The 19,440-nt window shown below is 69.0% G+C and carries 20 protein-coding genes; 8 read left to right on the forward strand and 12 right to left on the reverse strand.

The annotated features are described in order from the left end of the window. Positions 1–16: 16 nt before the first annotated feature. The 3 genes from MLG87_RS05510 to MLG87_RS05520 form a co-directional block, all read right to left on the reverse strand. Complete coding sequence (locus MLG87_RS05510; RefSeq protein WP_243294197.1) at positions 17–460, reverse strand: hypothetical protein; 444 nt, start codon at positions 458–460, stop codon at positions 17–19. A 280-nt stretch (positions 461–740) separates the two neighbouring features. Continuing rightward, entirely contained in the window at positions 741–1,760 is a 1,020-nt protein-coding gene (locus MLG87_RS05515) for an alpha/beta fold hydrolase (RefSeq protein WP_243294198.1), read from the reverse strand. A 96-nt stretch (positions 1,761–1,856) separates the two neighbouring features. Beyond that, positions 1,857–2,561 carry a nitroreductase family protein gene (locus tag MLG87_RS05520; RefSeq protein WP_243294199.1) on the reverse strand — a complete coding sequence of 235 codons (705 nt, stop codon included), beginning with the start codon at positions 2,559–2,561 and terminating at the stop codon, positions 1,857–1,859. Positions 2,562–3,043: 482 nt separating this feature from the next. On the opposite strand from MLG87_RS05520, the gene MLG87_RS05525 reads away from it, so the two are divergent. The 6 genes from MLG87_RS05525 (at position 3,044) to MLG87_RS05550 (ending at position 8,947) form a co-directional block, all read left to right on the forward strand. Further along, complete coding sequence (locus MLG87_RS05525) at positions 3,044–3,526, forward strand: MarR family winged helix-turn-helix transcriptional regulator (RefSeq protein ID WP_243294200.1); 483 nt, start codon at positions 3,044–3,046, stop codon at positions 3,524–3,526. A 38-nt stretch (positions 3,527–3,564) separates the two neighbouring features. Beyond that, complete coding sequence (locus tag MLG87_RS05530; RefSeq protein WP_243294201.1) at positions 3,565–4,983, forward strand: TolC family protein; 1,419 nt, start codon at positions 3,565–3,567, stop codon at positions 4,981–4,983. Between the two features lie 11 nt (positions 4,984–4,994). Then, positions 4,995–6,107: an HlyD family secretion protein gene (locus MLG87_RS05535; RefSeq protein ID WP_243294202.1), complete on the forward strand. Its 1,113-nt coding sequence runs from the start codon at positions 4,995–4,997 to the stop codon at positions 6,105–6,107. Further along, positions 6,104–6,538 carry a GxxExxY protein gene (locus tag MLG87_RS05540; RefSeq protein WP_243294203.1) on the forward strand — a complete coding sequence of 145 codons (435 nt, stop codon included), beginning with the start codon at positions 6,104–6,106 and terminating at the stop codon, positions 6,536–6,538. Before MLG87_RS05535 ends, MLG87_RS05540 begins: the two co-directional genes overlap by 4 nt. Positions 6,539–6,704: 166 nt before the next feature. Next, entirely contained in the window at positions 6,705–8,267 is a 1,563-nt protein-coding gene (locus MLG87_RS05545; RefSeq protein ID WP_243294204.1) for a DHA2 family efflux MFS transporter permease subunit, read from the forward strand. A 17-nt stretch (positions 8,268–8,284) separates the two neighbouring features. Next, positions 8,285–8,947, forward strand: coding sequence for a c-type cytochrome (locus MLG87_RS05550; RefSeq protein WP_243294205.1), 663 nt, complete (start codon positions 8,285–8,287; stop codon positions 8,945–8,947). 109 nt (positions 8,948–9,056) lie between these two features. Here MLG87_RS05550 and MLG87_RS05555 read toward each other — a convergent pair whose 3' ends face one another. The 9 genes from MLG87_RS05555 to MLG87_RS05595 all read right to left on the reverse strand — a co-directional run bounded on the left by MLG87_RS05555 (position 9,057) and on the right by MLG87_RS05595 (position 17,287). Then, entirely contained in the window at positions 9,057–9,578 is a 522-nt protein-coding gene (locus tag MLG87_RS05555; RefSeq protein WP_243294206.1) for a ferritin-like domain-containing protein, read from the reverse strand. An 11-nt stretch (positions 9,579–9,589) separates the two neighbouring features. Next, positions 9,590–10,477: a 2-oxoacid:ferredoxin oxidoreductase subunit beta gene (locus MLG87_RS05560; protein ID WP_243294207.1), complete on the reverse strand. Its 888-nt coding sequence runs from the start codon at positions 10,475–10,477 to the stop codon at positions 9,590–9,592. 8 nt (positions 10,478–10,485) lie between these two features. Further along, positions 10,486–12,276 carry a 2-oxoacid:acceptor oxidoreductase subunit alpha gene (locus tag MLG87_RS05565; RefSeq protein ID WP_243294208.1) on the reverse strand — a complete coding sequence of 597 codons (1,791 nt, stop codon included), beginning with the start codon at positions 12,274–12,276 and terminating at the stop codon, positions 10,486–10,488. A 158-nt stretch (positions 12,277–12,434) separates the two neighbouring features. Beyond that, a complete protein-coding gene (fabD, locus tag MLG87_RS05570; RefSeq protein ID WP_243294209.1) occupies positions 12,435–13,373 on the reverse strand; it encodes an ACP S-malonyltransferase in 939 nt (312 codons plus the stop codon). Between the two features lie 74 nt (positions 13,374–13,447). Continuing rightward, complete coding sequence (plsX, locus tag MLG87_RS05575) at positions 13,448–14,473, reverse strand: phosphate acyltransferase PlsX (protein ID WP_243294210.1); 1,026 nt, start codon at positions 14,471–14,473, stop codon at positions 13,448–13,450. A gap of 10 nt (positions 14,474–14,483) precedes the next feature. After that, positions 14,484–14,669 carry a 50S ribosomal protein L32 gene (rpmF, locus tag MLG87_RS05580; RefSeq protein ID WP_243286464.1) on the reverse strand — a complete coding sequence of 62 codons (186 nt, stop codon included), beginning with the start codon at positions 14,667–14,669 and terminating at the stop codon, positions 14,484–14,486. 44 nt (positions 14,670–14,713) lie between these two features. Further along, positions 14,714–15,247 carry a YceD family protein gene (locus tag MLG87_RS05585; RefSeq protein WP_243294211.1) on the reverse strand — a complete coding sequence of 178 codons (534 nt, stop codon included), beginning with the start codon at positions 15,245–15,247 and terminating at the stop codon, positions 14,714–14,716. Further along, complete coding sequence (locus tag MLG87_RS05590) at positions 15,244–15,744, reverse strand: type II secretion system protein (protein ID WP_243294212.1); 501 nt, start codon at positions 15,742–15,744, stop codon at positions 15,244–15,246. The genes MLG87_RS05585 and MLG87_RS05590 overlap by 4 nt, the downstream gene beginning before the upstream one ends. An 88-nt stretch (positions 15,745–15,832) precedes the next feature. After that, entirely contained in the window at positions 15,833–17,287 is a 1,455-nt protein-coding gene (locus MLG87_RS05595; protein ID WP_243294213.1) for a sigma-54-dependent transcriptional regulator, read from the reverse strand. Positions 17,288–17,350: 63 nt separating this feature from the next. On the opposite strand from MLG87_RS05595, the gene MLG87_RS05600 reads away from it, so the two are divergent. Next, positions 17,351–18,469 carry a glycosyltransferase family 4 protein gene (locus MLG87_RS05600; RefSeq protein WP_243294214.1) on the forward strand — a complete coding sequence of 373 codons (1,119 nt, stop codon included), beginning with the start codon at positions 17,351–17,353 and terminating at the stop codon, positions 18,467–18,469. Then, the gene (locus MLG87_RS05605) at positions 18,460–19,425 is read left to right on the forward strand and encodes a glycosyltransferase family 9 protein (RefSeq protein ID WP_243294215.1); all 966 of its coding nucleotides are present in this window, start codon (positions 18,460–18,462) and stop codon (positions 19,423–19,425) included. The genes MLG87_RS05600 and MLG87_RS05605 overlap by 10 nt, the downstream gene beginning before the upstream one ends. Positions 19,426–19,440 lie beyond the last annotated feature (15 nt).

The raw sequence follows: 19,440 nt of genomic DNA on the forward strand, positions 1-19,440 counted from the left end.
GCGGCCTCCCGGACGTTCAGGCCTCGGAGTTGGCCTCGGAGCTGGCCGCCACGAGCACCACCCCCACCTCGCTCTGGCCCGTCTCCGGGAGCCTCAGCATGATCTTGGGGTTGAAGTCAGAACCATGGAGGCGCACCTCCAGGCGGGTGGTTCCGGGTTCGATCCGCGCGGTGCCCTCGAGCGTCTCGCCGCCGCGGCCCTCCATCTGGCAGAGGCGGTGGCCCGGCCGGCCCCCGGAACCCTGGAAGCTGGCGCGCATGAACCTGGGCCAGAGGGTCTTGAGGCGGACCCGTACCGTCTGGGCGTCCAGCCGCTCGACCTGCACCACGGCGCCCTGGCCCTGCCGAGCGTCCACGTGGGCCTGAAGCCGCGAGGCGGCCGCGTCCCACGACTCGGTGGCGAAGGCGGCCCGGGCCATGGACAGAACGATCACCAGCGGAAGGAGCCGGATAGGAAACATGGATTACCTCGAAGATCTTTTCCTATGATGAGGCCAATCCCGGCTCCGTTCGAAGACTATTCTGGCGATCGGCTTGCCTCCGCCCGGAATGGCCTGACCGCGAAAGGCGCGAATCGCCCTACGGGCGCGCGAATGACGAACGATCATGCTTCCGCCTCCACGGGGGGACGGGTCTGGGGGCCGGAGGCCCAGGCGGCCCATCCCCGGCGCGTTTCGTACCCTTTCGCGTCTTTCGCGGTTGCCTGCTTTTCTGGCTGAGTCAGGCCGAGACCCAGGAAGGCTATTTCAGTCCCTCCAGCCAGCGGGCCACCGGCCCCAAGTCCGCCAGGGGCGTGCCGTCGCCGTAGGCGGACGCGGCCGACCGGCCATCGAGCGAGGCGCGGGGACGGGTCTCACGCTTGAACAGGTGGTTCGTCTCCGGCAGTTCGATGACCGTGCCCTTGAAGCCCGGTGGCACCGCGTCGGGCCGCCAGGTCTGCACGTCGCGATCGCCCCAGGCCACAGCGCAGGGCACGGGCAGGCGCTGGGCCAGGGCCCAGGGATCCAGGTCGAGGGTGTCGCGGACGAAGCCCCGGCTTTCCGGCTGGGCCAGGATCCGGGCCAGGCGCAGGACGCCGGGCGCGACCTGGGGACCCGCCTCGGGCAGGGGCTTGTCCTGGCGGATCGAGGCCTCGGCCGCCTCCAGGTAGCCGAGGTTCGCCTGGGCCACCTCCGCGGGCGCCCCGGCGGCGTCCAGCTGCGCCTTCACCTGGGCCAGGATCACGCGGCCCATGCTGAGGCCGGGCATGGCCAGCAGCAGGGCGGCGTCCGCCTCCCCGCCCGTCAGCAGGGCGAGCAGCGCCCCTTCGCTGTGGCCCACCAGCAGGAGCTTCTTCCCCCTCGCTTCCGGCAGCGCGCGGGCGGCCTGCAGGGCGGCCCTGAGGTCTCCCACCTGGGCGTCCAGGGAGATGTCGAGCTTCGGATCCTTCGAGCCGATGAACCGCTTGTCGTAGCGCAGGGAGCCGATGCCCTGCCCCTGCAGCCAGGCCGCGACGTCGCGTCCGCCATGGCTGGGCACGGGGATCAGGGGATTGGACCAGTCGCGGTCCGTGGGCCCGGAGCCAGCCACCATCACCGCGAAGTAGCGGTGCGCCCCACCGGCCCTGACGCTGCCTTTCAAAGGGAAGGCATTGAAGCCGGGGAAGGTGATCTCGCGATCCGCCGGGGCAGGCACTGGAACTGGTGCTGGGGCGGGAGCCGGGACCGCCTGGGAGAACGCCGCGAGCGCCGTGAGGGGAAGGCAGGGCCAGGCAGGGTTCATGAGGTCTCCAGGGTCGCGGGCGTCCCTTCGTCCAGGGTAGACGAAGCGTGGATCTTTCCCTTCAGTGGGCCGGCGCGGTCGAAGGTTCACCGCGGATCACTTCCCCTTCAGCCGCCCCACCGGCAGCAGGACGAGCACCTTCTCCTCCGGGTCCAGGCCCAGGGCCGCGCCCACCGAGGCCAAGTCCACCCCCGAAGCCACGCCGGCACCGAGGCCTAGGGCCGCGGCCTGCAGCAGCAGGGCCTGGGACGCCGCGCCCGCCTCCCAGAAGGTGTAGTCCATCCTGGGCGCCGGCTCGCGCGAGGAGATCTTCAGGGGCCTTCCCGTGACCACGAACACCGCGGGCGCCTTGACGATCCAGGGCTGCATGGCGCGAATGGGACCGAGCAGGGCCGCCACGCCCTTGGACCCCGAACTCATGAGCCCATGCGCACCCGGCTGGTAACGGTAGGTGCCGGTTCCCAATGTGGGGCTTCCCTCAGTGACGAGGTACAGGCCCAGGGGATAGCTCGCATGGGCGCTCGGCACCGTGCGCCGGCCCGGGCGGTTCTCGCCCTGGGCGCTCCAGGCCAGCTGGGAGGCTTCCGCCAGGGAGAGGGCCGGGCCCGCCAGCGTGCGCGTGGTGCGTCGTTCCCGGAGGGCGGCGTCCAGCGGGACGGTGCCAGCCGTGGGCGTAGGCAGGGCCAGGAGCCCGCCGGGACCGGGCTCTGGCGCGGCTTGTGGGTTGAGGGGACCGCCGCCGAGCAGGGCGCCGACCAGAGCGGCAGGCAGGATCCGTTTAAGCAAGGGTGCGCGAACCATGGCGACCTCCTGCGAAGGCCTCCATTGTCCTCTCGGCGGGTGGGGAATGAGGCGGACAAGGTTCGTTTTCCGTCACTGGGTGATGGCGAACCTCAGCCTGGAATGATCGAACCGCGAAACACGCGAATCGCACTGCGGGCGCGCGAATGGCGAACGATCCTGCTTCCCTCTCCACGCGCAAGGCGCGATTGAGGGCTGAAGGCCCAGCCACCCTTCTCCGCCGTATTTCGCGCCTTTTCGCGCCATTCGCGGTTCCTTGCTTTTCTGGCTGAGTTTGGCCGGTGATCAGGTTTCGTTATTTTTTTGAGCCTGTTTTTAACCATTACTCAATTGATAACAAGACACAGAAACAGAACTTTCCAACTCTGGCTACCTTCCTTCGAGAGGTCCACGGGCGGCCTGGGCAGTTGACGGAAGTTCCTGGGGTTCCCAAGATTGCTGCTCTGGCAGTAATTGCTTAGGCACCCAATCAGGACATCGCCATGCCTGTCGAACCCGAGAAGACCGAGCCTCTGTACACCCCCGAGAACTACCAGCCGGAGGAAAGCCTGGGGCGCCTGATCGCGGACGTCTCGCGGCGGATCCTCACCGGCTTCGACGAGGAGATGGCCAGCCAGGGCATGGGCATCACCGGGGCCCAGTGGGTCATCCTCATGCGCATCGCCCGGGGCTGCGCGTCCACGGCCGCCGAGCTCTGCCGCTTCGGCCACTGCGACACCGGCTCCATGACCCGCATGCTGGACCGCCTGGAGGAGAAGGGCCTCATCCGCCGAGTCCCCAGCAGCAAGGACCGGCGCATCACCCTCCTCGAGCTCACGGAAGCGGGCCACGACCTGCTGCCCCACCTCCCGCCCGTGGCCATCAAGGTGCTGAACGCGCACCTGAAGGGCTTCTCCCGGGAGGAACTGGACCAGCTCAAGGGTTTCCTGAATCGGATCCGCGCCAACAGCGAGCTGCCTTCATGACCGACCCACGCGATGTTTCGAGACAGATGGAGGTTCGCATGTCCCGCACCAGTTCCCGGGCCCGCTCCCGGGCCTTTGGCGCCCCTCGTGTCCCCGGCCGGGACCGGGCGCTCTCCCTCGCCCTGCTGACCGCGGGCGCCGCCTGGGCCCAGGTTCCTCCTCCCGCCGCCTCCGCCACGACCGCGCCGGCCGCGCCGGTCAACGCCTACCCCACCGTGCAGCTCACGCTGGCCCAGGCCCTCAAGACCGCCCTCGAGCAGAATCCGCGGCTGCAGCAGTCGCTCCTGACCATCGCCGAGAGCGGGGACGACCGCCGGGCGGCGGCCGCCGCCCTCATGCCCCAGGTGAGCGCCCAGGCCTTCGGCCAGCGCAACAAGTACAACCTGGACGCGCTGATGGGCATTCCGCAGCCCGGCGGCCCCGAGGTGGTGGGTCCCTTCAACTGGGGTCAGGTGGGCGTGGAGGCCCAGGTCTCCCTGTTCGACCTCAGCCTCTGGAAGAAGTGGCGGGCCTCCCGCCATGCGGAGGACGCCGCCCGCGCCCAGGGCCGCGCCGTGCGCGAGGAGATCGCCGCCCTGGTGGTGGGCCAGTACCTGCACGCCCTCCGCGCCACGGCCTCCGTGAAGGCGGGGGAATCCCGCGTGGAGCTGGCGGAAGCCCTGGCCAAGCTGGCCGAGAACCAGCAGAAGCAGGGCGTAGGCACCAAGCTCGACACGCTGCGATCCCAGGTGCAATTGCAGACCGAGCGCCAGCGCCTCATCCAGGCCCAGACCCAGCGCACCACCGCCCTGGCCGGCCTGGGCCGGCTGCTGGACCTGAAACCCGGAACCCGCATCGAGCTGGCCGACACCCTCTCGGCGCCCGCCCTGCCCACGGGCGGCTTCGAGGCGGCCTACCAGGCCGGCCTGACCCAGCGCCCGGAACTCGCGGCCCTCGATGCCCGCGAAAAAGCCGCCGAGAACCTGCGCCAGGCCGCCCAGGGCCTGCGCCTGCCCACCCTCGTCGCCAGCGGGACCTTCGGGACCACGAGTCTCCAGTCCGAATCCTGGGCTCACACCTACCAGATCTCGCTGGGCCTCCGGGTGCCGCTCTTCACGGGCGGCCTGGTGTCCTCCCATGTGTCCCGCGCCAAGTCCGAGCAGGCCCGCGTGCAGGAAGCCCGCCGCGAGGTACGCGCCCAGGTGGGATACGAAGTCCAGGTGGCGCAGGCCGAGCTGGAGGCCGCGACCCACGAGGTGGAGGTCGCCAACCTCGCCGTGAGCCTGTCCACCGAGGCCCTCACCCAGGCCCGGCACCGGTTCGAAGCCGGCGTGAGCAACAACATCGAAGTGATCAACGCCCAGGACGAGCTGGCCCGCGCGAACGACAACCAGATCAACGCCCTCTACCGCCTCAACCAGTCCCGCGTGGACCTGGCCCGCGCCACCGGCCAGCTTGAGCAGACCTTCGCCCGCTGATGGAGACACCCATGAACCAAGACGCTTCCCCCGTGACGGACACCCCCAGCGGCGCCGCAGCCGCCGGCATCTCCAAGGCCCTGCGGGCCCTCCTCATCGGCACGCCCATCGCCCTCCTCCTCGGCGGCGGGCTGTGGCTCTACTCCCGCAACCGCGTGAGCACCGACGACGCCCAGGTGGACGGCCACCTGGTACCGGTCTCCTGCCGCGTCTACGGCACCGTGGACAAGGTGCTGGTGGAGGACAACCAGGCCGTGAAGGCCGGCGACCCCCTGGTGGCCGTGGACCCCCGCGACATCCAGGCCCGGCTCGACCAGGCCAGGGCCGCCCTGGCCCAGGCCAAGGCCCAGGTCGAGGGCGCCAGGGCCGATCTGGAGCGGGCCCAGGTGGCCTTCCAGCAGGCCAAGGGCTCGGACCTGGAGACGGCCAAGGCCAATCTGGATTCCAAGAAGGCCAGTCTCGACAAGGCGAAGATGGACGTCCAGCGCATGAAGCCCCTGGCGGAACGCGAGGAGATCTCCGCCCAGCAGTTCGACGGCATCCGCACCCAGGCCGAGGTGGCCGACGGCGACTGGCGCGCCGCCCAGCAGAAGCTGGGCTCCCTGCAGCGCGAGGCGGACATCCGCCGCGTGGCCGTGGGCGCCGCCGAGGCCCGCCTGGCGTCGGCCCAGGCTCAAGTGGAGCAGGCCCGCGCCAGCCAGGAGGGGCTGGAGCTGCAGCTCGGCTACACGAAGATCCTCGCGCCGGTGGATGGCGTGGTCACCCGCAAGTTCGTGGAGGCCGGGCAGACCATCCAGCCGGGCCAGGGCCTGATGACGCTGATCCCGCTGCACCAGACCTGGGTGACGGCCAACTTCAAGGAGACCCAGCTCGCGAAGATGAAGCCCGGCCAGGAGGCCGAGGTCAAGGTGGACATGAACGGCGTGGTGCTCAAGGGCCACGTGGATTCCATCGCCGGCTCCACCGGCTCGCGCATGAGCCTGCTGCCCCCCGAGAACGCCGTGGGCAACTTCGTGAAGGTGGTCCAGCGCATCCCCGTGAAGATCCACATCGACGAGGCCGAAGCCCAGAAGGTCGTCCTGCGCCCCGGCATGAACGTCGAGGCCACGGTGATCGTCCGATGAAACCACTCTCGCAGAGGATTGCGGAGGGAGCGGAGGGACGCGGAGACTTCCCTCACCGAGCCATCACCGAATCCATCATCGGCGCGGCTATCAGGGTCCAGAAAGCCCTGGGTCCTGGGCTATTCGAGTCTGCCTATGAATCCTGCCTGATCTACGAACTCAAGAAGTCCGGGCACAGAGTCACCACCCAGGTCCCCCTGGATATCCACTACGGTGAACTTCGGATCGAAGCAGCCTACCGTCTGGACCTGCTCGTAGATGACGCCGTCATCGTGGAATTGAAAACCGTGGAGCGCATCCTCGACCTTCACCGCGCACAGCTTCATAGCTATCTCCGCTTCTCTGAGAAAGAGGTGGGACTCTTGCTCAATTTTTGGGCTTGGCCCCTGAAAGACGGCGGCATCGAACGAATCGTGAGGAGCAGGTCGTGACCTTCTCCATTCCTCCATTCATTCAAGCCGGTGTTGCGCGAGAACAATACTCACGCAGAGGATCAGGGGGACAGCGGAGGGTCGAGGAGCAAGACATTCTAAGTAGCGTTCCTATTCCCTCTGCATCCTCCGTTTCCTCTGCGCTCCTCTGCGTGAGTTTTTCTCTATGACCTCCCACCGCCGCATCAACCCCTGGATCATCGCCCTCACGGTGATGATCGCGACCTTCATGGAGGTCCTCGACACCAGCGTGGCGAACGTGGCGCTCCCGCACATCGCGGGGGACCTGTCCGCCACGGTGGAGGAGACCACCTGGGTGCTGACCTCGTACCTCGTGGCCAACGCCGTGGTGCTGCCCCTGGGCGGCTACTTCTCCAGCCTCATGGGCCGCAAGCGGTTCTACCTCACCTGCGTGACCACCTTCACCGTGGCCTCGCTGCTCTGCGGCATCGCGCCCTCCCTGGGCTGGCTCATCTTCTTCCGGGTGCTCCAGGGCCTCGGCGGCGGTGGCCTGCAGCCCATCTCCCAGGCCATCCTCGTGGAGACCTTCCCCCACGAGAAGCGCGGCGCGGCCATGGCCGTCTACGGCATGGGCGTGGTGCTGGCGCCCATCATCGGGCCGGTGCTGGGCGGCTGGATCACCGACAACTTCAGCTGGCACTGGATCTTCCTCATCAACATCCCCGTGGGCTTCCTGTCCTTCACGCTCACCAGCGCCCTGGTGCAGGATCCTCCGACCTTCCACCGCATCTCGCTCAAGGAGGGCGCGAAGTTCGACTACTTCGGCATCGGCGTCCTCACCCTGGGCCTGGCCTCGCTGGAGGTCGTGCTGGACGAGGGCCAGCGCAAGGACTGGTTCTCCTCGAACTTCATCGTCTTCTTCGCCATCATCGCCGCGGTGGCCCTGGTGTTCGCCGTCCTCTACGAGCTGCGCAAGACGCGGCCCATCGTGGACTTCCGCCTGATGAAGGACCGCACCTTCGCCGTGTCCATCCTCATGCTCTTCGTGCTGGGCTTCGTGCTCTACGGCAGCCTTGCCCTGCTGCCCATCTTCCTCCAGACCCTGCTGGGCTACACCGCCCTGCTGAGCGGCTGGGTGCTGAGCCCCGGCGGCCTGGCCATCATGCTGATGATGCCGGTGGTGGCCATGCTGCTGAAGAAGGTGGACACCCGCTGGCTCATCGGCATCGGGTTCTTCACCTGCGGCCTGGGCCTCATCCAGATGGCGGGCTTCAACCTCCAGGTGGACTTCCGCACGGCCATGTGGTCGCGCGTGGTGCAGAGCCTCGGCTTCGCCTTCCTCTTCATCCCCATCAACGTGTCGGCCTTCCAGCACATCCCGCATGAGAAGACGGCCTACGCCACAGGCCTCATGAACCTGGTGCGCAACATTGGCGGCAGCACGGGCATCGCCCTGGCCACCACCATGCTGGCCCGCCGGTCCCAGGTGCATCAGGCGAACCTCATCGGCCACCTGTCGCCCGGGAACCCGGCCTACCAGGGCTTCCTGGACCGCACGACCCAACTGGGCGTCCTGCGCGGGGGGCTGTCGCCGACAGACGCGGCCCACATGGCCCAGGGCGCCGCCTACGGCACCGTGGTGAAGCAGTCCACCATGATGGCCTTCGCGGACACCTTCTGGTTCATGGGCATCCTCTGCTTCTGCCTCTTCCCCCTGCTCTTCCTCATGCGGCGGAGCCTCGCCACCGGCGACATGCCGCTGGAGTGAGCGGATACCATGGGCGGATGTCGCTTCGAACCCTGCCCTCCTCCGAACGCGCCTTCGCCACCTTCGTGATCCTGGCCCTCGGGGCCTTCCTCGCGGGTGGCCTGGCCTTCGCCGCGCGACAGGAGCGCCCGGTGGCGGCCGCGCCGCCAGCGCGGTCCCGCCTGATCTCGGTGCTGGAGGGCGTCATGGCGCCCAACACCAACCCCGCGCAGGTCGCGGTCTTCCGGACCTGGGTGCAGGGGGGCGCCACCCGTGAAGGCTTTGCGCCCGTGGAGGCCATCGTCGCCAACAACTGCGCCAGCTGCCACGGCGACGGCGGCCAGTACCCGCGCCTCACGAGCTACGAGGACCTGCGGCCCCTGGCCCTGGAGGAAACCTCCGAGAGCCTCTACGCCACGATCGGCGCCCGGGGCCTCCATCTTGCCGTCTTCCCGCTGGTGTTCCTGGCGGTGGCGGTCCTCTACCTGCGGCGGCTGAAGTGGCCGGGCCGCCACCTCCTCATGGGGGGCTGCGCGGTGGCCGTGCTGTTCGACGCCACCCTCTGGTGGATGCGCCAGGGCCACCCTGGCACCGCCTGGGCGCCCTGGGTGGCCCTGGGACTGCTGGCCGCGAGCTACCTGGCCGCGGCGGCCTTCGTGCTGACCGAGGTCTGGCGACGCCCCACCGAAGACCTGGAATAAAGACCACCGCCAAGACACCAAGCAAGACACCAAAACGCCAAGAAAAGAAAAAAGCAGTTCTTGGTGCCTTGGTGTTGAAAAGTTCTTTCTCTGGCTTGAACTAAGTGGGCTACTGAGCTGTAGGCTCGTCCACGAAATCGTCGTCGGAGAGGCCGCTGTCCGGGGGGAGCTTGGCCAGCTCGGCCTTGACGAGGGCCTGGTGCTGCACCTCTTCGTCGCGGAGTTCCTCGAAGAGGGCGCGGACCTTCGCGTCCTTCAGGGCGGGGAGGGCCGCCACGAAGAAGGCGTGGGCCTTGACCTCGGAGGCCAGGGCCGCCTTCATGGCCTGGCGCGGGCTCATGAAGGCGCGGGCCTGGTCGTAGTCAGGGGCCTCCACCTCGAAGACCATGGCCCGGGTGACCGTGGGCGTCACGCCGCCGAACAGCTGGCTCCGGCGATCGGCCAGCTCCTGTCCGTGCTTGGCCTCGTTCACCGCCATGAGGCGGAAGAACTTGGCGGCATCCGGCGTCCGGTGCTGGTCCATCTGCGCCGCGAATTCCTCGTAGCGCTCCTTGGCCTCGTCCTCGATCAGAACGGCCAGATCGAGGGCATCCATCAGGCTCAGGCTGGCGAAATCGATCCGTGCGGCCATGGGGCCTCCCGTCACTTCTTGATGAAGAGATCCAGGATGCGCTCCTTGGGGAGGGCGCCCTGGGACAGCTGGGCCTGACGCTCGCGGATCAGGGCGTCGTAGGTCGGCGGTGGCTCGGGGTTCTTGTAGAACACGCCCAGATGCAGCTTCTCGCCGTAGTGCTGGGCCAGGTCCATGGCCGCCAGCCGGTCGGCCGGGTCGTGGCCGATGGCGGAGAGGTTCTCGCTGATGGCCTTGAGGCCCTTGATCTGCTGGGCCTCCTCGCCGTAGGTGACGCAGGGGGACTGGACGTTCACGAAGGCGAAGCCGGGGTAGCGGATGGCCTCCTCTAGGGTGGCCGCCATGCCCGCCAGGTCCGTGGGCGAGGCCTGGGCCACGAAGCCGGCGCCGTAGGCCAGCACGTAGAGGAGCGGGTTCACCGGGTTCTCGAGGCTCCCGTAGGGCGAGGTGCAGGTGGTGCGGCCCTTCTGGGAGGTGGGCGAGAGCTGGCCCTTGGTGAGGCCGTAGATCTGGTTGTCCATCACGATGTAGGTGATGTCGATGTTGCGGCGGATCAGGTGGGCGATGTGGCCGCCGCCGATGGAGAAGCCGTCGCCGTCGCCGCCGGCCGCCAGCACCAGCAGGTCGGGGTTGGCCAGCTTGATGCCCTGGGCGATGGGCAGGGCGCGGCCGTGCACCGTGTTGAAGCCGTAGGCCGTGGTGTAGCCGGGAATGCGGCTGGAGCAGCCGATGCCCGAGATGAAGGCGACCTCATGGGGCGGACGGCCGATGGCGGCCAGCGCCCGGTAGATGCCCTGCACCACGGAGTAGTCGCCGCATCCGGGGCACCAGATGGGCTTCAGGTCGCTCTTGTAGTCCTTCGCTTGGAATTCGCCGGGGGTGGTCATGGTAGCGCTCATGGTGAACCTCACTCCTGGGGCTGAAGCTTGCCCTCGTGGCTGCGCTGCAGCTCCGAGAGGAGATGGTGGAGGGCCGCGACGATCTCGCCGGGCAGGAAGGGGTTCGCGCCGCTGCGGGCCAGGGACTGCAGGCCCTTGGGCAGGTCGAGGTGCATGCGCAGCACCTTGAACGTCTGGGCCAGGTGGGACTGCTCGACCACGAGCCCCTTCTGCACCGAGGCGAAGAAGTCGCGGTAGGTCTGCTCGGCCACGGGGTAGAGCAGGTAGGGCACCATGAGCTTCACGTCCAGGCCCTCGGCCTGGGCCATCTGCAGCGCCTCGCGGCAGACGCCGGCCACGCTGCCCCAGGCCACCAGGGCCAGGGGGGCGTCGGGGTTGCCGGTGATCTCGAAGAGGTCCTTGCGCTCCTTCAGGGGGTCCAACTTCTTGATGCGCTTGTCGTTCATGCGCTGGTGGACGGAGCCGCTGTTCGTGGGCGCGCCGGATTCCACATGCTCGATGCCGGAGGCCAGGTAGGTGCCGCCCAGCATGCCCGGATGGCTGATGGGGCTGATGTGGTTCTCGGTCTGCTTGAACCGCTTGTAGTCCTGCAGGTCCGCGCCGGCGGGGACCAGGCGGTTGATGATCTTGAACGTGCTGGTGTCGATGGGATCCAGCGTCTCCTTGCGGGAGGCGATCTCCTGGTCGGAGAGGATGATCACCGGCGTCTGGTAGTACTCGGCGATGTTGAAGGCCTCCACGGTGGTGCGGAACATGTCGGCCACGGAGGTGGGGGCCAGCACGGGGCGGATCACGTCGCCGTGGGCGGAGAAGGCCGCCGCGAAGAGGTCGGACTGCTCGGTCTTGGTGGGCAGGCCCGTGGAGGGGCCGCCGCGCTGCACGTCGACGATCACCAGGGGCAGCTCGGCGATGCTGGCGAGGCCCATCATCTCGGACTTCAGGGAGAGGCCGGGGCCGCTGGTGGCGGTCATGGCCTTCTTGCCGGCGAAGGAGGCGCCCACCGCGGACCCGATGCCTGCGATCTCGTCCTCGGCTTGCAGCACGGCGCCGCCGTACTTCCACACGTGGTTGGTGAAGAACTGCATGATCTCGGTGGAAGGGGTGATCGGATAGCCGCCGAAGAACTGGCAGCCGGCGAAGAGGGCGGCGGCCGCGCACATGTCGTTGCCGTCGGTCAGGAGCTTCACGGCGCCCTTGGTCGAGGACGGCACGACGGTCATGTCGGCCTTGAGCGGATGGGACTTCGCGAAGGCCACGCCGGCGTCGAAGGCCTTCTGGTTGGCTTCGACGAGCTCCTGGCTCTTCTTGGCCAGCTTCTTCGAAATGCCCTTCATCACCGCTTCGCCGCCGATGCCGAACCAGCCGGCGATGAGGCCCAGCACCACGGTGTTCTTGGCGCGCTCGGTGCCGGCGGTCTCCTTGGCCATGGCGGCGATGGGCACGGCGATCACCTGGAGGGGTGTCACGCCCACCAGGGGGATCTGGTTCTCGGGCACGCCGGTGGCGGCCTCGTAGATCACCACGGTGGTGCCGGCCACGGGGAGCTCGGCGCCGAACTTGAGGAAGTCCTCCCAGTTCAGGGCCACGGCCACGTCCAGGTTGCCGCCGGGGTTCAGGACCGGGTCCGTGCTGATGCGCACGCGGCAGGAGGACTCGCCGCCGCGGATCTGGGAGCCGAAGCTCTTGGTCATCACGCCGTGATAACCCTCCGCCGAAGCAGCCTGGAGAAGGGAGTCGCCGGCGGAGACGATGCCATCGCCTCCTGAACCGGCCATTCCGAAGACAAGATCCTTGCGCATGGGCACCTCGGACTGAGGGTGATGTGCGCGGCACCGGGCCACTTTCCGCCGCCCGCCGCCGCCCACTGGAAGACGCAGTGTCGTTCCATCCACCCTACCCCCGGGGGGCATTGCTTTTCATCACACCTTCCCGGCGGGAAGGCCCTGCCAGCGCTGTGTCAGCCCAGCTGGACGAGGTCTTCGGGGGCGCCGAGGCTCAGCGCGGTCACCTCCAGGCCCCGCTCCTTGGCCTGCCGCTTCACCAGGCCCGCCAGGACCTTGCCCGGGCCCAGCTCGAAGTAGGAGGTGACGCCCTGGTCCAGCAGCAGGTCCAGGGTGGCCTGCCAGCGCACGGCGCCGGGAATCTGGCGCACCAGCCCGTTCCGCAGCGCCTCGGGTTCTGAGATCGCGGCTGCGTCCACGTTGTTCACCAGGGGGCAGATGGGGGCCTTGAAGGCCAGGCTCCGCAGGATGGGCTCCATGCGAGCCTGGGCGGGCTCCATCAGGGGCGAATGGAAAGGGGCGCTCACGGGCAGCTTCATGGCTTTGCGCCCGCCGCGGGCCTTGGCGGCCTCCAGGGCCGCGTCCACGGCCTCGGCGTGGCCGGCGATGACGATCTGGCCGGGGCCGTTGAAGTTGGCGGGCACCACGATCTTCCCGGTCGCGGCGGCGGCCTCGGCGCAGCTGGCCTCCACGTCCGCCTGGCTCATCCCCAGGATGGCCGCCATGGCGCCCACGCCCACGGGCACGGCCTCCTGCATGGCCCGGCCGCGCTCGCGCACGGTGCGGACCGCGTCCTGGAAGCCCAGGGCGCCCAGCGCCACCAGGGCGCTGTACTCGCCCAGTGAATGCCCCGCGGCGAAGTCCGGCTTCGGCAGGCGGTGGGCCCAGGCGCGCACCACCATGGTGCTGTGGGTCAGGATGGCGGGCTGGGTGTGTTCCGTCAGTTTCAACGTGTCTTCGGGCCCCTCGGCCATGAGCTTCGAGAGCGAGAAGCCCAGGGCCGCATCCGCGTCCTGGAGGACGGCCCGCGCCGCCGGCTCGGCCTCTGCCAGCGCCACGCCCATGCCCACCGCCTGCGACCCCTGCCCCGGAAACAGCCAAGCCACTTTGCTCATGACAACCTCAAGAAATGTCCGCCACGGATGAACTCAGATGACGATACATCCGTGTTCATCCGTGGCAAATAAGATCAATCCTGCGGGAGAAGCATGGCCACGCGCTCCTGGATACGCTCGTGGAGGCGGTGCTCCACGGCGCGCAGGGCGGCGCGGATGGCGTTGCGCACGGCCTTGTGGTCGCTGCGGCCGTGGCCGATGATGCTCACGCCCTTCACGCCCAGCAGCGGCGCGCCGCCGTACTCCGCGTAATCGAGCTTCTGCTTGAACCGCTTCATGGCGGGCTTGGCGAGCAGGCCCGCCAGCTTGGTGATGGGCGACTCCATGAAGCTGTCCCGCAGGCCGCCGATGATGCCCTCGGCCAGGGCCTCGCTGGACTTCAGGACGACGTTGCCCACGAAACCGTCGCAGGCGATGACGTCGAAGTTGCCGTTCCAGATGTCCCGCCCTTCGGCGTTGCCTTCGAAGCGGATCTCCATCTCGCGGAGCATGGCGGAGGCGTCCTTGGTCACGTCCGTGCCCTTGCCGTCCTCCTCGCCCACGCTGAGGATGCCCACGCGGGGCCGCTCGAGGCCGAGCACCTCCTCCGCATAGACCGAGCCCATCACGGCGAACTGGGCGATGTGCTCGGCGCGGCAGTCCACGTTGGCGCCCACGTCCAGGAGGACCGTGGGCCCGCCCTTCATGTTGGGCATCACGCTGGCCAGGGCCGGCCGGTCCACGCCCTCGAGCTTGCCGATGACGAGGCTGGAGGCCACCATGGCCGCCCCCGTGTGGCCCATGGACACCACGCCGTGGGCCCGCCCCTCGCGGACGAGTTGGGCGGCGACGCGGATGGAGCTGTCCTTCTTCTCCTTGAGGATGCTGGTGGCCTTGTCCTCCATGACCACGGTCTGGGAGGCATGGACCACTTCCGCGCGGGTCAGCAGCTCCGGCGTGAAGCCGTGACGGGCCAACTGCGGACGGAGCACCGCCTCATCCCCGACGAGGAGGAGGAAGAGTCCCGGCCAGGCCTGGAGGGCTTCCCGGGCGCCCAGCAGCGTCGCATGGGGAGCGTGGTCGCCCCCCATGACGTCCAGTGCGATGCGATGACCGTCCACCGGACGGCTCTTAGGCGTTCTCGGCGACGCGGACGGCCAGCTTGCCGCGATAGAAGCCGCAGCTGGGGCACACGCGGTGGGGCAGCTTGGGAGTCTGGCAGTTGGGGCAGGTGCTGGCGCTCATGGCCTCCAGCGCGTCGTGGGTGCGCCGGCGGTCGCGGCGGGCCTTGGAATGGCGGCGCTTGGGATTCGGCATGGCTTGCTCCTAGGGGAAAAACGCAAAGTTCCAGGTTAAGGGTTTCAGGATTCCGGGTCCAGCTTGATTCCCGCCAGCGCCTTCGTGAGGGCCCGGTTGAGGGCGGAGGGGGCCTGCGCGGATCCGGTCGGGCACTGGCAGGGGCCCTTGTTCCAGTTCTTGCCGCAGGTGGGACAAAGCCCCTTGCAGTCCTCGGCGCAGAGGGGGTGCATGGGCGCCTGGAGCTCGAACTGCTCCCGCACCAGTTCGGTCTCGTCCAGCGTGTCTTCCGGCAGGAAGACCACGTCCAGGTCCTGGGAGCCCAGGGTGTGGGAGCCGCGGCCTACCAGGTCGGGATCCTTGCTGCCCAGGAACTGGCTCTCCACGGAGATGGGCCGGTCCAGGGGCGCGAGGCAGCGGCTGCAGGCCCCCTGCCACACCGCCTGGCCCTTCACCTCGAGGAAGACATCGCCGTCCGAGGCCAGCGCGAACACCGACCAGGCCAGATCCCGCAGGGAGACGCCCCCCTCCAGCACCACCTCGTCGGTGGTGCCGTTCAGGCGGAGGCCCTCCAGGGGCAGCTTGTGGAGATCGATCACTTGCCGGCTCCGGCGTCGGCGGCCGGGGCATCCGCCTTGGGCGCCGCCGTGCTGCCCGCCCCGCTGACGGGCGAAGAACCGGTCACCTGCCCGGGGGTCCGGACGATGGGGCCCGCGTCCTCCTGGTTGCCGGGGTCGCCGGCGCACTTCAGTTCGTAGGTGGCCCGGCTGGACTTGCCCTCGTAAGGCTGGCCGAAGGGGTCCTGGGCGGCCATACCCACCTTGATGAGACTCTCCTTCACCAGCGAGGAGTTGCCGTCCACCATGGCGTCGAAGCTGCCGAAATCCGGGAAGCGGCCGTGCTTGAGGTAGTACTGGTCGAGCCCCTCGGCCACGATCTTGAGGTCGTCCTGGGCCTTGAGGTAGCGGGCCTGGGCGGAGTGCTTCTTGTACTGCGAGAACCCCAGGGTGCCCAGGACGGCGATGATCATCATCGCCACCAGGAGCTCCAGCAGGGAGAATCCCTGGTCTCGTCGGCGGGCGTGGGTCGGGGTCATGGGAGGGTCCGGGGTGAGGGCTCGTCTGCGGCGCATCCGAGCGTTACAGTGTGCCAGAAATGGCTGAAAAAGCAAGGATCCATCGGCATCATGCGTCCTTCGGCCCATCGGTTCCGCCGCCTTCGTCCACCGGGGCGGGGGGGAAGTCGTCGGGCCAGGGGAAGTCCTGGGGCAGGGCCTCCAGGCCCCCCAGTTCGGCCAGCCAGTAGCGGTAGGCCCGGAAGCTCATGCCCAGCCGCTTGCCCGCCTTGGTCTTCACCCCGCCGACGTCTTCCAGGGCGCGCTTGAGGAAGTGGCCCTTGAGGGCGTTGATCCAGGCCTCCAGGTCGAAGCCGTCCGGGGGGATGGCCAGAGGGGCCGGGCGTCCGGCGCCTTCGCTGACGCCAGCCTGGCCGAAGCCGTCGGGCAGCAGGTCCCGGGTGATGGGTCCGCCGGCGTTGAGCGCCACGCAGCGCTCCATGAGGTTCTCCAGCTCCCGCACGTTGCCCGGGAACCGGTAGGCCAGGAGCTGGGCCATGGTGTCCGCGTGGAGCTGCATGGGCGGCTTGCCCAGCTTCTGGCAGAACCGGCGGATGAAATGCTCAGCGAGGATGGGCAGGTCATCCAGGCGCTCCCGCAGGGGTGGCAGCTCGATCTGGAGGATGTTCAACCGGTAGAAGAGGTCCTCGCGGAAAGCGCCGGATTCGGCCCGGGCCCGCAGGTCCCGGTTGGTGGCGGCGATGACGCGCACGTCCACGGGCCGCTCCTCCGTGGCCCCCAGCCGACGGACCCGCCGTTCCTGCAGGACCCGCAGCAGCTTCACCTGCAAGGGCAGCGGCATCTCGCCGATCTCGTCCAGGAAGAGGATCCCGCCGCCGGCCTCCTCGAAGAGCCCGCGCTTCATGGCGCCGGCCCCGGTGAAGGCCCCCTTCTCGAAGCCGAACAGCTCGCTTTCCAGCAGGGCCTCGGGCAGGGCCCCGCAGTTCACGGGGATGAAGGGACCCTTGGCCCGATCGGAATAGCGGTGGATGAGCCGGGCCACCACTTCCTTGCCGGTGCCGCTCTCGCCGGTGAGCAGCACCGTCGTGTCGGCGCGCGAAACCTTGCCGATGAGGGCGTTGATCTTCCGCATGGTCGGACCCACGCCCACCAGCTCGCCCAGGTCTTGCGGCAGCGGGGCTTCGGGCTCCGCCGCGGCCAGCAGGCCCTTCAGTGTCCCGATGAGCTCTTCGTGCTTGAAGGGCTTGGTGATGAAGTCCACGGCGCCCTGGTTGAGGGCCTGCACGGTGGTCTCCGTGGTGGCGTAGGCGGTCATGATCACCACCGGCGTTTCCAGGCCCTGCTCCTTCATCCAGGTGAGCAGCTCGATGCCGGAGCCGTCCTTCAGCTTCAGGTCCGAGAGCACGCCGTCGAAGGTGGTCTCCTGGAGGGCCCGCCGCCCCTCCTCGATGCCCGAAGCGGCCTCGCACTTGAAGCCGGCCCCCTCCAGGGCCAGGGTCAGCACCTCCCGAAGGCCGGGTTCGTCCTCCACCAGCAGGATCCGTTGGGTCGAGACGAGGGACATGGCAACCTGGAGAAGTGACGCGTTAGGTCAGTTACCCTATCTTGAACCCTTTCGTGGAGTCCCGTGAAGCACGTCGTGTTCGCGCACCGGAAACTGTCCTTCGGAGGAGGCGAGCGGGTGCTCCTGGAGCAGGTGGCGGCCCTGGCGGGGCTGCCCGTGAAGGTCAGCGTGATCTTCCGGAAGGAGCCCGGGAAGCGCGACATCGAGCCGGAGCTGCGGCAGCGGAACCCGAACGTGGTCGAGGTGCTCCACCTCCCCGGCGCCGTGGGCGCCTTCCGCTGGCTGCGCCGGACCCGGCCCGACCTGCTGGTGCTCTGCAACCACAAGGGCGTGCAGCGGGCCCTGCCCTGGCTGGCGCGGTTCGGCGTGCGCATCCCCACCGTCCTCACGCTCCATGAGCACTACGAGCGCCACCTGCGCAAGTACCGCGGCGTGCGGAACCTCGTGGACCGCTGGATCTGCACCTACGACTTCACCGCCGCCGTGCGGCGGCACCTCAGCGCCGCCCCGTGCAGCATCATCCACCCCCTGTATCCGCGGGCGGTGGTGGAACCTGTGGACGCGGGGGCGAGGCGCACGGCGCGCATCGCGCTGCGCGTACCGGAAAACGCGGTGGTGGTGGGCTACGCCGGGCAGATGGATGCCCGGAAGGCGACCGCGGACGTGGTCCGATTCGCCGCCCGGCTGGGAGAGCAGGTGCCGAATCCCCTGCACCTGCTGCTGGCGGGCCGGGAGGATCAGGCCTACGCCCAGGAGATCCAGGGCGCGCTGGAGGACGAGAGGCTGCTGGACCACTGCACCCGCACGGGCCCGCTCAAGGACCTCTCCCCCGCCTTCGCCGCCCTGGACCTCTACGTCATGACCAGCCGCAACGAGGGCTTCTTCCCCCTGGCGCTCATCGAGGCCCTGGAGCGGGGCGTGCCCGTGCTGGCGCCCACCGTGGGCGGCATCGGGACCATGCTGAAGGACGGCGAGGGCGGCTTCCTCATCCCCAAACCCGACGACCGCAAGACCATCGAGGATGGCCTGCTGCGCGCCGCCGCCGCCCGGATCGCCCCCCTGCTGGCGGATCCCGCCGCCTGGGAAGTCCAGCGCGCGAAGGCCCATGCCTTCGGCACGGCCCTCACCCGGGACTACGACGCCGCGGCGAAGTTCCGCGAGGCGGTGGCGCCGTGGCTGTGATCCCCGACCACGCCACCTGGGTACGCTTCCCGCGGTTCGTGGGCGACGCCGCCATGCAGCTTCCCGTACTGCGCCTGCTTCGGGAGATCAACGCCGGGCCCCTGGTCGTCTGGGGGCCGAAGGCCACCGTGGGCCTGGTGGCGGATACGTGGTTCTGCGACGCGGCCCTGCCGGACGAGGACAAGCCCGGCCCCTTCGCCATGGCGCGCATCCTGAGGCACCACCGCGCCGCCCGCAGCATCCACTTCCCCAAGTCCCTGCGACCCGCCCTGGCGGCCTGGCTGGCGCGGGTGCCCGAGCGCATCGGCGTGGACGAGAGCCTGGCCGGCCCCTTCAACACGCACAGCGGCCCCTTCTGGGACGCGGAAGGCCCCTTCCTGCTGCGCTACCACGCGGTGCTGAAGCGGCGCTGGCCGGACCTGCCGCCCATGCCCTACGCGGACTTCGATCCGCAGGTGGCCATCGACAAGCCCGCGGAGCGCTACCTCTGCCTCATGCCCGGCTCCACCTGGCCCTCCAAGGCCTGGCCCGTGGAGCACTACCGGGCCCTGCTGCTGAAGGCCAGGTCCGAAGGCTACGCCGTGGCGGTGCTGGGCTCGCCGGACGAGGCCCCCACCTGCGCGGCGGTGGCCGGGACCGAGGGCCTGGATCTCTGCGGGAAAACCACCCTGAAAGAGGCCGCGGCCTGGATGCGTGGCGCCGCGGCGGTGCTGGGCAACGACTCCGGTCTCAGCCACCTGGCCGCCGCCACCGGCGCGCCGGTGCTGGCCCTCTACGGCGCCACGGACCCCGGCGGATCCACCCCCTGGGGACCGCAAAGCCGCGGCCTGCGCAAAGATGGCGTCCCTTGTGCCCCCTGTTTCAAGCGGGACTGCTTCACCCCCGGCCACCCCTGTCTGGCGGGGATCGGACCGGATCAGGTCTGGGTCGCCCTCCGCGACCTGATCTGCGGATAGAATCACAACTCTTCC

It is taken from the genome of Geothrix mesophila, assembly GCF_022808835.1.
GTDB lineage: Bacteria > Acidobacteriota > Holophagae > Holophagales > Holophagaceae > Geothrix > Geothrix paludis.

Excerpts from the sequence above, each read along its gene's own strand:
- MLG87_RS05510 (WP_243294197.1), bottom strand. The coding sequence starts at position 460 with ATGTTTCCTATCCGGCTCCTTCCGCTGGTGATCGTTCTGTCCATGGCC.
- MLG87_RS05515 (WP_243294198.1), bottom strand. The coding sequence starts at position 1,760 with ATGAACCCTGCCTGGCCCTGCCTTCCCCTCACGGCGCTCGCGGCGTTC.
- MLG87_RS05520 (WP_243294199.1), bottom strand. The coding sequence starts at position 2,561 with ATGGTTCGCGCACCCTTGCTTAAACGGATCCTGCCTGCCGCTCTGGTC.
- MLG87_RS05525 (WP_243294200.1), top strand. The coding sequence starts at position 3,044 with ATGCCTGTCGAACCCGAGAAGACCGAGCCTCTGTACACCCCCGAGAAC.
- MLG87_RS05530 (WP_243294201.1), top strand. The coding sequence starts at position 3,565 with ATGTCCCGCACCAGTTCCCGGGCCCGCTCCCGGGCCTTTGGCGCCCCT.
- MLG87_RS05535 (WP_243294202.1), top strand. The coding sequence starts at position 4,995 with ATGAACCAAGACGCTTCCCCCGTGACGGACACCCCCAGCGGCGCCGCA.
- MLG87_RS05540 (WP_243294203.1), top strand. The coding sequence starts at position 6,104 with ATGAAACCACTCTCGCAGAGGATTGCGGAGGGAGCGGAGGGACGCGGA.
- MLG87_RS05545 (WP_243294204.1), top strand. The coding sequence starts at position 6,705 with ATGACCTCCCACCGCCGCATCAACCCCTGGATCATCGCCCTCACGGTG.
- MLG87_RS05550 (WP_243294205.1), top strand. The coding sequence starts at position 8,285 with ATGTCGCTTCGAACCCTGCCCTCCTCCGAACGCGCCTTCGCCACCTTC.
- MLG87_RS05555 (WP_243294206.1), bottom strand. The coding sequence starts at position 9,578 with ATGGCCGCACGGATCGATTTCGCCAGCCTGAGCCTGATGGATGCCCTC.
- MLG87_RS05560 (WP_243294207.1), bottom strand. The coding sequence starts at position 10,477 with ATGAGCGCTACCATGACCACCCCCGGCGAATTCCAAGCGAAGGACTAC.
- MLG87_RS05565 (WP_243294208.1), bottom strand. The coding sequence starts at position 12,276 with ATGCGCAAGGATCTTGTCTTCGGAATGGCCGGTTCAGGAGGCGATGGC.
- fabD (WP_243294209.1), bottom strand. The coding sequence starts at position 13,373 with ATGAGCAAAGTGGCTTGGCTGTTTCCGGGGCAGGGGTCGCAGGCGGTG.
- rpmF (WP_243286464.1), bottom strand. The coding sequence starts at position 14,669 with ATGCCGAATCCCAAGCGCCGCCATTCCAAGGCCCGCCGCGACCGCCGG.
- MLG87_RS05590 (WP_243294212.1), bottom strand. The coding sequence starts at position 15,744 with ATGACCCCGACCCACGCCCGCCGACGAGACCAGGGATTCTCCCTGCTG.
- MLG87_RS05595 (WP_243294213.1), bottom strand. The coding sequence starts at position 17,287 with ATGTCCCTCGTCTCGACCCAACGGATCCTGCTGGTGGAGGACGAACCC.